Here is a 12,067-nt window from a genome sequence, read left to right on the forward strand (position 1 = left end):
CGCACGGGCGGCCAGCCCGCGCGCCCCGGCCGTCGTACTGGGCACGATGGACGGTGCTGGGCACGAGCCACGGCACGACCGGTCGAGCGGACGACGCGCCGACCAGTGAGGACGAACAGGTGAGCGACAACACGGCCGGCCCCGCCCGCGGGACGCCGGCGATCGAGCTGCGCGGGGTGTCGAAGACGTTCGGCGACGGCGACCGCGCCGTGCACGCCGTGGACGACGTGTCACTCACCGTGCAGGCCGGCGAGATCTTCGGCGTCATCGGGTACTCCGGCGCGGGCAAGTCCACGCTGGTGCGCCTCGTCAACGCGCTCGAGACCGTCACCTCCGGGTCGGTGCTCGTCGAGGGCACCGACATCACCGCGCTCCCCGAGCGGAAGCTGCGGGGCGTCCGCGCCCGCATCGGCATGATCTTCCAGCAGTTCAACCTGCTGACCTCGCGCACCGTCGCGGGCAACGTCGCCTACCCGCTCAAGGTGGCGCGCTGGCCCAAGGAGGAGCGGGCGGCGCGCGTCGCCGAGCTGCTGGAGTTCGTCGGGCTCGCCGACAAGGCCAAGGCCTACCCGCGCCAGCTCTCCGGCGGCCAGAAGCAGCGCGTCGGCATCGCCCGCGCGCTCGCGACGTCGCCGACCATCCTCCTCGCCGACGAGTCCACGTCGGCGCTCGACCCCGAGACCACCCGCGACGTCCTCGCGCTGCTGCGCCGCGTCAACGCCGAGCTCGGCATCACCATCGTCGTCATCACGCACGAGATGGAGGTGGTGCGCTCCATCTGCCACCGCGTGGCCGTCATGGAGCACGGCAAGGTCGTGGAGGTGGGCGACGTCTACGACGTCTTCTCGGCCCCGCGCGCCGACGCCGCCCAGCGGTTCGTCGGGACCGCCATGCACGACCGCCCGTCGCCCGCGGCCCTCGCCCGCCTGCGCGAGCGCCACCCCGGCCGCCTCGTCACCGTCGGCGTCCGCGAGGGCGCGAGCACCGGCACCGACCTGTTTCGCCTGCTGCGCGAGCACGAGGTGGACGGCGCCGTCGTCTTCGGCGGCATCAGCGAGGTCGGGGAGCGGCCGTTCGGCTCGCTCACCGTCGAGCTCGTCGCCCCCGCCGACCGCCTCGCGGCCTTCCTCGCCGCGCTGCGCACGCAGGCCGACGTCGTCGACCTCGGCACCGCCGCGAACCCCGTCGACGACCCGCGCGCCGTCCGCGCCGACCGCGACCCGCAGGGCAAGCGCCCGGAACCCGGCGACGACCTCGGCGACCCGTACGCCGCCGCCCGTGACGACGTCCTTCGTGGCGGCAACCTGCGCAACTTCGGAGGCGCCTGATGAACAAGGACTGGTCCACCCTGTGGCCCCTCCTGTGGGAGGCGTTCGGCCAGACGCTGCAGATGGTGAGCATCGCGCTGCTCACCGGCGGCCTCGCCGGCCTGGCCCTGGGGCTCGCGCTCTACGTGACCCGGCCGGGCAACCTCATGGCCAACAAGGCGGTGTTCGGCGTCCTCAACGTGGTCGTCAACATCGTGCGGCCGATCCCGTTCATCATCTTCGTCACGCTGCTCGGGCCGGTGACGCTCCAGGTCGTGGGCACGACGCTGGGCACGGAGGCGTTCATCTTCCCGCTGTCGGTGATGACGGCGTTCGGCACGTCGCGCATCGTCGAGCAGAACCTGGTGGGGATCGACCCGGGCGTGGTCGAGGCCGCACGGGCGATGGGGGCGTCCTCCTGGCGGATCATCACCACGGTGCTGGTCCCGGAGGCGCTCGCGCCGCTGATACTCGGCTACACGTTCCTGTTCATCGCCGTGCTCGACATGTCCGCCATCGCCGGGCTCATCGGTGGTGGCGGCCTGGGTGACTTCGCGCTGCGGTACGGCTACCAGCGCTACAACTGGATGGTCGTGTTCGTCACCGTCGCCGTGATCATCGTCATCGTCCAGGTGGTGCAGTGGCTGGGGAACCTGCTGGCGCGCAAGGTGCTGCACCGCTGAGCAGCGGCCTCGTCGGTGTCGGCCGCGGCGTCTAGGGTTGGCCGGGTGACGACAGCCCTGTACCGCCGCTACCGGCCCGAGACGTTCGCCGAGGTGATCGGCCAGGAGCACGTCACCGCACCGCTCATGCAGGCCCTGCGCAGCGGGCGCGTCAACCACGCCTACCTCTTCTCCGGGCCCCGCGGCTGCGGCAAGACGACGTCGGCGCGCATCCTGGCGCGCACGCTGAACTGCGCGCGCAACACGCCGGAGAACCCGATCGACACGCCCTGCGGCGAGTGCCCGTCGTGCGTCGAGCTCGGGCGCGGCGGCCCGGGCTCGCTCGACGTCGTCGAGATCGACGCCGCGAGCCACGGCGGTGTCGACGACGCGCGCGACCTGCGCGAGCGCGCCACGTTCGCCCCCGCGCGCGACCGGTACAAGATCTTCATCATCGACGAGGCGCACATGGTCTCGTCCGCCGGCTTCAACGCCCTCCTCAAGATCGTCGAGGAGCCGCCCGAGCACGTGAAGTTCGTCTTCGCGACGACGGAGCCGGACAAGGTCATCGGCACCATCCGCTCGCGCACGCACCACTACCCGTTCCGGCTCGTGCCGCCGGACGTGCTGGGCCCCTACCTGGAGCAGCTCACCGCCGCCGAGGGTGTCGAGCTCGGCGGGGGAGTGGCGCCGCTCGTGACCCGCGCGGGCGGCGGGTCCGTGCGCGACAGCCTGTCCGTGCTCGACCAGCTCATCGCGGGCGCCACCGGCGGCGTCGTCGAGTACGACACCGCGGTCGGCCTGCTCGGGTTCACGCACGCGACCCTGCTCGACGACGTCGTCGACGCCCTCGCCGCGGGCGACGGCGCGTCGATCTTCCGCGTCGTCGACCAGGTGATCGCCACCGGCCACGAGCCGCGGCGCTTCGTGGAGGACGTACTGGAGCGGCTGCGCGACCTGATCGTCATCGCCGTCTCCGGCGACGCGGCGCAGGCGGTACTGCGCGGCCTCCCCGCCGACCAGCTCGAGCGCATGCGTGCGCAGGCCGGCCGCCTCGGCGTGTCCGAGCTGTCGCGCGCGGCCGACCTCGTCAACGTCGCGCTCACGGAGATGACGGGCGCCACGTCGCCCCGCCTGCATCTGGAGCTGCTGTGCGCGCGGCTGCTGCTGCCCGGCGCCGACGACGGCGCGGAGGGCCTCGCGGCCCGCATCGACCGCCTCGAGCGCGGAGTCATCGCCGCGGGCGGCACGCCCTCGCCCGTCGTTCCGCGCGGTGGTGGAGACGCCGCTCCGACGTCCGCGCCGCAGTCGTCGCCCGCGCCTCCGTCGTCCGTGGGCGGGGGAGGCGGACTGAGCGGCGCCGCCGCCGCACGGGCCGCCCTGCAGGCGAGCCGGCGCCCGGTCGCCGAGCCCGACGGCGCAGCCGAGCCCGAGCGCGCCCCCGAGCCCGTGGCGGTCGAGTCCGAGCCCGCGGTCGAGCGTGCGGCGGAGCCCGAGGTCGGGCGTGCGGCGGAACCCGAGCGCACGGTGGAGCCCGAGTCCGCGGCGGTCGAGCCCGGCGAGGACACCCCGCCCGTCGAGCCCGAGCTTGTGGAGACGGAGCCCGTCGACGCATCCTCCCCCGAGCCCGAGCCCGAGCCCGAGCCCGAGCCCGAGCCCGAGCCCGAGCCCGAGCCCGAGCCCGAGCCCGAGCCCGAGCCCGAGCCCGAGCCCGCGCCGTCCGCGCCCGCGAGCGACGTCACGACCGAGGTGGTCCGGCGGCGCTGGCGCGAGGTCCTGGGCGCGATCCAGAGCCCGCAGGCGGCCGCCTTCCTCGGCGCGAACGCCGAGGTGATCACCCTCGAGGGCGACGTGCTGCGCCTCGGGTTCGCGCCGGCCGTCGTCGGGCTGGCTCGCCGCGGACGTCCGGAGACCATCTCGGACGCCGTCTATCAGGCGCTCGGTGTCGCGGTGCGGGTCGAGATCGTCGAGAAGGAGGCCGGGCGGCGTCCCCGGGAGGCGGGCAGCTCCTCGGCCGCGTCCGACCCGGGCGGCGACGCTCCCGAGGATCCCGACGCCGCCGACCGGCCCGACGACGCCGCACCCGGCCAGCGGGTTCCGAGCGGTGGAGGCGGCGGGGCCGACGGCGGCGGACCGGGGGCCGGCTCCCGACCTTCTGCCACCACGTCCGTGGCGAGCGAGCCGCGACCGGACACCGCCGTCGCCGTCCTCGAGCCGCCCGCTCGTCGTCCGGCGCAGGACGACCCGCAGGGCTCCCGGCAGCCCAGGCCCCAGGCGAGTCGGAGCGCGTCGGTCGACGAGGCTGACGCGGCGTGGCTCGCCGGTGTCTCCCTGCGCGAGCCCCCGCCCGACGGTGAGCCCGAGCCGCCGCTCGACGAGCCCGTGGAGGCCACGGTCGCCCGGCCCGTCGTGTCGCCGCGACCCGAGCCCGAGGCGCCGCCGAGCGCGCCGGCCCCGAGCGCGCCGGCCCCGAGCGCGCCGGCCTCGACCGCGCCGGTCTCGAGTGCGACTCCGTCCGCCCCGGCGATGCCGCCCGCGCGCGAGACCCCACGGCAGGCCGCCGAGCGCCGCGTGCGCGAGGCACAGCAGGCCGAGGGCCGGTCGTCGTGGGCGCCGTCCCCCGGCGCGAGCATCGCCGACGACGAGCCGTCCGATGACGACCCCGACATCACCTCCACCGGCGTGGTCGGCGTGCAGCTGGTGGTCAAGATGCTCGACGGCAAGGTCATCGAGGAGATCGCGGAGCAGCCCTGACATGACCGACCCGCAGAGCGCCACCACCACGACGCTGCACATCGTCGCGGCCGTCATCGTGCGCGACGACGGCCGCGCCCTCCTGGTGCGCAAGCGCGGCACCAGCGCGTTCATGCAGGTGGGCGGCAAGATCGAGCCCGGCGAGGATCCGATGGCGGCACTCGTGCGAGAGTGCGCGGAGGAGATCGGCCTCGTCGTCGACCCGCGCGCCGTCCGACCGCTCGGGCGTCGTGCCGCCGTCGCCGCCAACGAGCCCGACCACGTGGTGGACGCGCACGTCTTCGAGGTCGCGCTCCCCGCGGGCTTCGTGGTCGAGACGCGCGCGGAGCTCGAGGAGCACGCCTGGGTCGACCCCGCCGCACCCGTGGCCGGGCACCCGCTGGCGCCGCTGTCGACCGACCTCATGGCCGACGTCGCCACCCGACGATGACGAGCCGACGATGACGAGCCACGATGACGAGCCACGATGACGAGCCGACGTTGACCGGCCCCGTGGACGGCCCGGCGTCGTCCCCGCGCCGGGGCGCGATCCACCACGTCGAGCTGTGGGTGCCGGACCTCGCCCGCGCCGAGCGCTCGTGGGGCTGGCTGCTCGGCGAGCTCGGCTACCGCCCGCACCAGTCGTGGGAGCACGGTCGGTCGTGGCTGCTGGGCGACGCGTACGTCGTCGTCGAGCAGAGCCCGGCCCTCGCCGCGGCCGACCACGACCGCCTCCGCCCGGGCCTCAACCACCTGGCGTTCCACGCCGGCACGGCGGCGCAGCTCGACGCCCTCGTCGACGCCGCGCCCGCGCACGGCTGGGCGCTGCTGTTCGGCGACCGCCACCCGTTCGCCGGCGGGCCCGACCACCGCGCCGCGTACCTCGAGGACGCGGACGGCTTCGAGGTGGAGCTCGTCGCGGGCTGACCTGCCCGGGACGAACTACCTCGCCCGATCTCGGACTACCTCGCGGGGATGTGAACTACCTCGCGGGAAACTGGACTACTTCGCCGGAAACTGGACTACCCCGGCAGGGTGCGGAGGCCGTCCAGCCAGCCGGCGAGGTTGGCGACCGAGTCGGGCATGAACGGCACCTCGTCGAGCATCCGGAGCAGCCGGGCGGGCGCCACCCACGCACCCCAGGCGACCTCCTCGGGCTGCCAGGTCACGGGGCCGTCGTAGGTGCACTCGTAGAGGAACTCGCGCATCCGGGTGTGCTCGTCGGCGTAGTCGGCGACCCCGAGGGACCGCAGCTCCACGCCCGCGACGCCCAGCTCCTCGGCCAGCTCCCGGCGGGCGGAGTCCCGCGGGTCCTCCCCGGCGCGCAGCACGCCTCCCGCACAGAAGTCGTACCGGCCGGGGTACAGGTCCTTGGTGTCGGTGCGGCGGTGCACGTAGACGTCGCCGGCCGGGTTGCGCACCACCACCGCCGTGGCGGCGTGCCGCAGGTTCTCGGCGCGCATCCGGGAGCGCGGAGCGACACCGCAGGGGCGGCCCGCGTCGTCGTACAGGTCCACGAGCTCGTCCTCGACAGGGGGCATGCGGGTCATCCTTCCCGATGGCGCGGCTCACGGCGGCACGTCGGGCGCATGGCGGCAGTTCGAGCTGCCGCGCCGAACCCGAGCTGCCGCGCCGACCGCGTCGCCTGAGCGTGGGCGGCGGCACGTAGGCTGGACCCTCGTGTACGAGGGCGCAGTCCAGGACCTGATCGACGAGCTCGGCCGCCTCCCCGGCGTCGGGCCCAAGAGCGCGCAGCGCATCGCGTTCCACCTGCTCGCGGCCGACACCGCCGACGTGCGCCGCCTCGCGGACGCGCTCATCGAGGTGAAGGCGCGCGTGCAGTTCTGCGAGACGTGCGGCAACGTCGCGGAGTCGGAGCGGTGCCGCATCTGCGCCGACCCGCGCCGCAGCGACGACGTGATCTGCGTCGTCGAGGAGCCCAAGGACGTGGTCGCCATCGAGCGCACCCGCGAGTTCCGCGGGCGGTACCACGTGCTCGGCGGGGCCATCAACCCGATCGAGAACGTCGGCCCCGACGACCTGCGCATCAGCCAGCTCATGACGCGCCTGGCCGACGGCACGGTCACCGAGGTCATCCTCGCCACGGACCCGAACATCGAGGGCGAGGCCACGGCCACGTACCTGTCCCGGCTCATCGCGCCGATGGGCGTCACGGTCTCCCGTCTGGCCAGCGGGCTGCCCGTCGGGGGAGACTTGGAGTACGCGGACGAGGTGACCCTCGGGCGCGCGTTCGAGGGCCGGCGGGTCGTCGGCGGCTGACCAGCCGCGCCGCCCGCAGCGGGCACCGACCGGCACGACCGACGCCGTCGACCACGGCGGAGAGGGGGCAGGACCGTGGGGGAGATCGATCCGGGCTCGGAGTTCCGGGACGTCGCCGAGCAGATGTCCGCGCAGGCGCGCGTGTTCCTGTCCACGACCACGCAGGTGGCGTCGGGCGCGGCGCCGGGCGCCGAGCTCTCCCTGTTGATCCTCGCGACGTCCGACCTGCTCGCCGCCGGCGCGCGGCTGGCGGCGATCGTCGACGTCGTCCCCGCCGAGCGGTGGGAGCCCGACGCGGGCCCCGAGACCGACGTCGACCCGCTGCGCGACGCGCTCGCCCAGATGTTCGACGGCTTCGACGACTACGTCGAGGTGTCCGACCCGGCGCTGAGCGCCGACGTCGCGCCCGCCACGCTGTCGGGCGACCTGGCGTGCGTCGCCGAGGAGATCGCCAAGGGCCTGCAGCACTTCGACGACGGGCACGAGCTCGAGGGCCTGTGGTGGTGGCAGTTCAGCTACCTGTCGTCGTGGGGGGAGCGGGCGTCGTCGGCGCTGCGCGTGCTGCAGGGGGTGCTCGCGCACCTGCGGCTCGACGTCGCGGACGACGTCGCCGCCGAGGCCGAGTACGACGCGCTGCACTCCTGACCGTCGCTGAGCACCCCCGAGCGTCCCTGAGCGCGCGGGCCGCGGCGTGCGAGGATTCCCCGCGTGCCCGACCTCGACACCCTCACCATCGTGCTGCTCGTCCTCGCCGGGCTCACCGCCGGCTGGGTCGACGCCGTGGTGGGCGGCGGCGGCCTGATCCAGCTCCCGGCGCTGCTGCTGGTGCCGGGCATCTCGCCGGTGCAGGCGCTGGCCACCAACAAGCTCGGCTCGATCATGGGCACGTCCACCAGCGCGATCACGTACTACCGGCGCGTGGGCCCGGACCTCACGACGGCGGGCCCTATGGCGCTCGCGGCGCTGGCCGGGGCGTTCGGCGGGGCGGCGCTCGCGAGCCGCATCCCGGCCGAGCTGTTCAAGCCGATCATCCTCGTCGTGCTGATCGGCGTCGCCACCTACACGGTGCTGAAGCCGAAGCTCGGCGCCCACGACAACCTGCGGTGGGAGGGCAACCGGCACCGCTGGACGGCGGCCGGCATCGGGCTGGTCATCGGCGCGTACGACGGGCTGCTCGGCCCCGGCACCGGCACCTTCCTCGTCATCGCGCTGGTGAGCGTGCTGGGCTACGCCTTCCTGCCGGCGACCGCGTTGGCCAAGATCGTCAACTTCGCCACCAACCTCGGCGCGCTGCTGTTCTTCGTGCCGCACGGCGCCGTGCTGTGGGGGCTGGGGCTGATGATCGGCGCCGCCAACCTCGTGGGTGGCTACGTCGGGGCGCGGATGGCCGTGGCGAAGGGCAGCGCGTTCGTCCGCGTCGTGTTCGTTGTCGTGGTGGGCGCGCTCATCGTCAAGCTCGGGTACGACGTCGTCCACGAGTGGACGGCCTGAGGTCGTACGCCGCGGGGCCCGACGGCCCGGTCACGCGTCGAGGGCGTCGACGATCCCGTCGAGGTCCTCGAGCAGGGCGGCCAGCCGCTTCCCCGGGATGCCCGCGACCATGCGGGCCTCGACGGCGTACACGGACGCCTGGGCGGACCGCAGCCGGCGCTCGCCCGCGTCGGTGAGGCGCACCGGGCGGGCCCGGCCGTGGTCGACGACGTCGGGGCGCGTCGTCAGGCCGGCCTCCTGGAGCCCGCGGAGGAGGACGTTCATCGACTGCCGTGTGACGAACGTGGCGCGGGCGAGCTCGGCGTTGGACAGCCCTGGGCGCAGCGCGAGGACCTCGAGGCACGAGTACTGGGGCACGGTGAGGCCGTGCTCGCGGAGCGCCGCGTCGAGGGCGCCGCGCAGCGCGGAGTGCGCCCGCTTGAGGCGGTAGCCGACGTGCTCGGTGACGTCCGAGGCGGGGTGCGGGGGGACCGGCGTCGAGGTCATGTCAACATATTGACACATTGCCGCGCCGGCCGTAACGTCGAAGGTGTCAGCATCCTGACATCGGTGCTGAGAACTCAGGCGACCCGAGATCGACGGAGGAACACCATGTCCACGAACACCCCTACCGTGACCGGCCTCGACTTCCTGGCGCTGCAGGTCCGCGACGTCGCCGCGGCAGCCGCCTTCCTCGAGGAACACCTCGGGCTGCGCCGCACCCCGGCGGCCCCGCCCGGCGCCGTCGTCTTCGCCACCGAGCCCGTCCCGATCGCGGTCCGCGAGCCGCTGCCCGGCACCGACCTCGACGCCGGCCGACCTGGCCTCGGCGTCGCGCTCTGGTTCGCCACGTCCGACGCCTCCGCGCTGCGCGACCGTCTCCTCGCCGCCGGCGTCGAGGTGCTCACCCCCGTCGCCGACACGCCGTTCGGCCCGACGTTCTCCTTCGTCGGGCCCGAGGGGTACGTGCTCACCGCGCACGGCGCGTGAGGTGTTCACGACATGGACCACGCCTTCGGTACGACGCGGCGACCACGTAGCATCGACGGGCAAGCACAAGCCCCGGCGGACCGTTGAGAGAGACGGAGGCCGGCCAGCAGAAGGTTGTGACATGGCACTAGTCGTGCAGAAATACGGCGGCTCGTCCGTCTCCGACGCCCACAGCATCAAGCGCGTGGCGAAGCGGATCGCGGCGACCAAGCGAGCGGGGAACGACGTCGTCGTCGTGGTGAGCGCCATGGGCGACACCACGGACGAGCTCCTCGACCTCGCCGGGCAGATCACCCCGCTGCCCCCGCAGCGCGAGCTCGACATCCTCCTCACCTCGGGTGAGCGCATCTCGATGTCCCTGCTCGCGATGGCGATCACGAACCTCGGGGTGAAGGCGAAGTCCTTCACCGGCCAGCAGGCCGGCCTCATCACCGACGCCGTCCACGGGCGTGCCCGGCTCGTCGACGTCGTCCCGCACCGCGTGCGCGAGACGGTGGAGCGCGGGCAGGTCGCGATCGTCGCGGGCTTCCAGGGCGTGAGCTCGACGAACGACGTGACGACGCTCGGCCGCGGCGGCTCGGACACGACGGCGGTCGCCCTCGCGGCGGGCCTCGACGCCGACGTCTGCGAGATCTACACCGACGTGGACGGCGTGTTCACGGCCGACCCGCGCATCGTCCCGGCCGCGCGGAAGATCGACCGCGTCACCTACGAGGAGATGCTCGAGCTCGCCGCGTCGGGCGCGAAGGTCCTGGCCCTGCGCGCGGTGGAGTACGCGCGCCGCTACGACGTGCCCGTGCACGTGCGCAGCTCGTTCAGCAACACCACCGGCACCCTCGTCACCGGCACGTACGGCGACGCGATCGACCCGAACGCCCCCCAGGGCGACCAGCAGGAGGCAGTGATGGAAGCCCCGATCATCTCCGGCGTCGCGCACGACCGCAGCGAGGCCAAGATCACCGTCGTCGGCGTGCCGGACAAGCCCGGCACCGCCGCGCGCATCTTCGAGGTGGTGGCCGGCGCGGGCGCGAACATCGACATGATCGTGCAGAACGTCTCGGCGGCCCACACCGGCCTCACGGACATCTCGTTCACGCTTCCGCACGCGGACAGCCCCTCCACGCTGGCCGCGCTCAACGCGCTCCAGGAGGAGATCGGGTTCGCGTCGCTGCAGTACGACGACCAGATCGGCAAGCTGTCGCTGGTCGGCGCGGGCATGAAGTCGCACCCGGGCGTCTCGGCGCGGCTGTTCGGCGCGCTGCGCGACGCCGGCATCAACATCGAGATGATCTCGACCTCGGAGATCCGCATCTCGGTGGTGACCCGCGAGGATGCCCTGGACGACGCCGTGCGCGCCATCCACTCGGCGTTCGACCTGGACTCCGCCGACGGCGAGGCCGTCGTCTACGCCGGCTCGGGGCGGTGACGCGCTGATGGCACAGATCAACTCCTCCGGGGTCAACGTCGCGATCGTCGGCGCCACCGGCCAGGTGGGCGGCGTGCTGCGCCGCCTGCTCGCGGAGCGCGCCTTCCCGGTCAAGGAGCTGCGGTTCTTCGCCTCGGCGCGGTCGGCCGGCAGCACCTTGTCGTTCGAGGGCGTGGACGTCGTCGTCGAGGACGTCGCGGCCACGGCCACCGACGACCTCGCGGACGTCGACGTCGCGATCTTCTCGGCCGGTGGCGGCACGTCGCGCGAGCACGCGCCCCGGTTCGCCGAGGCGGGCGCCGTCGTCATCGACAACTCGTCCGCGTGGCGACTCGACCCCGAGGTGCCGCTGGTGGTCTCCGAGGTGAACCCGGAGGCGATCGGCGACGCCGTGAAGGGCATCGTCGCCAACCCGAACTGCACCACGATGGCCGCGATGCCCGTGCTCAAGCCGCTGGCCGACGAGGCCGGGCTGGAGCGGCTGCGCGTCGCGACCTACCAGGCGGTGTCGGGCTCGGGCGTCGGCGGGGTCAAGGAGCTCGCCGACCAGGCGCGCGCGGCCGTCGCCGGAGACCTCGAGGGCCTCGCACACTCGGGCGCCGCCGTGACGTTCCCGGAGCCTGAGAAGTACGTCGCGCCCATCGCGTTCGACGTGCTCCCGCTGGCGGGCAACCTCGTGGACGACGGCTCGGGCGAGACCGACGAGGAGCAGAAGCTCCGCAACGAGTCCCGCAAGATCCTCGGCCTGCCCGACCTCGCCGTGGCCGGCACCTGCGTCCGCGTCCCGGTGTTCTCCGGGCACTCGCTGGCGATCCACGCCGAGTTCGGCGCCGCGATCACCCCCGAGCGGGCGCGCGAGCTGCTGGGCGGCGCGCCGGGTGTGGAGCTCGCGGACGTCCCGACGCCGCTGCAGGCTGCGGGCGCCGACCCGTCGTTCGTCGGCCGCATCCGCACCGACCAGTCCGTGCCCGGGGGCCGCGGCCTCGTGCTGTTCGTGTCCAACGACAACCTGCGCAAGGGCGCGGCGCTCAACGCCGTGCAGATCGCGGAGATCGTCGCGGCGGACCTGGCCGAGCTCGCCGCGCTCGACGACGTCGACGCCGCGGAGGCCGAGACCGCCTGATCCCGGGGCGAAGACGACCCGACCCGCTCGACGCCGAACAGGCGGTTGCGCACGTTCTGGAGGCTCAGAACGTGCG

General features: G+C 73.9%; 13 protein-coding genes. 11 read left to right on the plus strand and 2 right to left on the minus strand.

Going from position 1 to position 12,067, the window contains the following annotated elements:
- Nucleotides 1–119 precede the first annotated feature (119 nt).
- The 5 genes from ACFWDO_RS19910 to ACFWDO_RS19930 are packed head-to-tail and all read left to right on the plus strand — an operon-like array spanning nucleotide 120 to nucleotide 5,629.
- Complete coding sequence (locus tag ACFWDO_RS19910) at nucleotides 120–1,328, plus strand: methionine ABC transporter ATP-binding protein (RefSeq protein ID WP_380324321.1); 1,209 nt, start codon at nucleotides 120–122, stop codon at nucleotides 1,326–1,328.
- A complete protein-coding gene (locus ACFWDO_RS19915) occupies nucleotides 1,328–1,990 on the plus strand; it encodes a methionine ABC transporter permease (protein WP_380324324.1) in 663 nt (220 codons plus the stop codon). Before ACFWDO_RS19910 ends, ACFWDO_RS19915 begins: the two co-directional genes overlap by 1 nt.
- Before the next feature lie 45 nt (nucleotides 1,991–2,035).
- A complete protein-coding gene (locus tag ACFWDO_RS19920; RefSeq protein ID WP_380324327.1) occupies nucleotides 2,036–4,723 on the plus strand; it encodes a DNA polymerase III subunit gamma and tau in 2,688 nt (895 codons plus the stop codon).
- A 1-nt stretch (nucleotide 4,724) separates the two neighbouring features.
- Nucleotides 4,725–5,153, plus strand: coding sequence for an NUDIX domain-containing protein (locus tag ACFWDO_RS19925; protein ID WP_380324330.1), 429 nt, complete (start codon nucleotides 4,725–4,727; stop codon nucleotides 5,151–5,153).
- 23 nt (nucleotides 5,154–5,176) lie between these two features.
- Complete coding sequence (locus ACFWDO_RS19930; protein WP_380324332.1) at nucleotides 5,177–5,629, plus strand: VOC family protein; 453 nt, start codon at nucleotides 5,177–5,179, stop codon at nucleotides 5,627–5,629.
- Between the two features lie 95 nt (nucleotides 5,630–5,724).
- On the opposite strand, the gene ACFWDO_RS19935 is transcribed toward ACFWDO_RS19930, so the two are convergent.
- Nucleotides 5,725–6,243 carry an NUDIX hydrolase gene (locus ACFWDO_RS19935; RefSeq protein ID WP_380324335.1) on the minus strand — a complete coding sequence of 173 codons (519 nt, stop codon included), beginning with the start codon at nucleotides 6,241–6,243 and terminating at the stop codon, nucleotides 5,725–5,727.
- 139 nt (nucleotides 6,244–6,382) lie between these two features.
- Here ACFWDO_RS19935 and recR point away from each other — a divergent pair, with 139 nt between their 5' ends.
- The 3 genes from recR (at nucleotide 6,383) to ACFWDO_RS19950 (ending at nucleotide 8,473) form a co-directional block, all read left to right on the plus strand.
- On the plus strand, nucleotides 6,383–6,982 hold the full coding sequence (recR, locus tag ACFWDO_RS19940) for a recombination mediator RecR (RefSeq protein WP_380324338.1): 600 nt from the start codon (nucleotides 6,383–6,385) through the stop codon (nucleotides 6,980–6,982).
- Between the two features lie 75 nt (nucleotides 6,983–7,057).
- Nucleotides 7,058–7,627: a DUF5063 domain-containing protein gene (locus tag ACFWDO_RS19945; protein WP_380324341.1), complete on the plus strand. Its 570-nt coding sequence runs from the start codon at nucleotides 7,058–7,060 to the stop codon at nucleotides 7,625–7,627.
- Nucleotides 7,628–7,690: 63 nt separating this feature from the next.
- Nucleotides 7,691–8,473, plus strand: a complete 783-nt coding sequence (locus ACFWDO_RS19950) for a TSUP family transporter (protein ID WP_380324344.1) — start codon at nucleotides 7,691–7,693, stop codon at nucleotides 8,471–8,473.
- Nucleotides 8,474–8,503: 30 nt separating this feature from the next.
- Here the strand turns inward: ACFWDO_RS19950 and ACFWDO_RS19955 are convergent, their stop codons facing one another.
- Nucleotides 8,504–8,959, minus strand: coding sequence for a MarR family winged helix-turn-helix transcriptional regulator (locus ACFWDO_RS19955; protein WP_380324347.1), 456 nt, complete (start codon nucleotides 8,957–8,959; stop codon nucleotides 8,504–8,506).
- A 105-nt stretch (nucleotides 8,960–9,064) separates the two neighbouring features.
- Between ACFWDO_RS19955 and ACFWDO_RS19960 the strand changes: the two genes are divergently transcribed.
- The 3 genes from ACFWDO_RS19960 to ACFWDO_RS19970 all read left to right on the plus strand — a co-directional run bounded on the left by ACFWDO_RS19960 (nucleotide 9,065) and on the right by ACFWDO_RS19970 (nucleotide 11,991).
- Nucleotides 9,065–9,442, plus strand: coding sequence for a VOC family protein (locus ACFWDO_RS19960; protein ID WP_380324350.1), 378 nt, complete (start codon nucleotides 9,065–9,067; stop codon nucleotides 9,440–9,442).
- Nucleotides 9,443–9,563: 121 nt separating this feature from the next.
- Nucleotides 9,564–10,868, plus strand: a complete 1,305-nt coding sequence (locus ACFWDO_RS19965; protein WP_380324353.1) for an aspartate kinase — start codon at nucleotides 9,564–9,566, stop codon at nucleotides 10,866–10,868.
- A 7-nt stretch (nucleotides 10,869–10,875) separates the two neighbouring features.
- Nucleotides 10,876–11,991: an aspartate-semialdehyde dehydrogenase gene (locus ACFWDO_RS19970; RefSeq protein ID WP_380324356.1), complete on the plus strand. Its 1,116-nt coding sequence runs from the start codon at nucleotides 10,876–10,878 to the stop codon at nucleotides 11,989–11,991.
- The last annotated feature ends 76 nt before the right edge of the window (nucleotides 11,992–12,067 follow it).

It is taken from the genome of Isoptericola sp. NPDC060185 (assembly GCF_042728595.1).
GTDB lineage: Bacteria > Actinomycetota > Actinomycetes > Actinomycetales > Cellulomonadaceae > Isoptericola.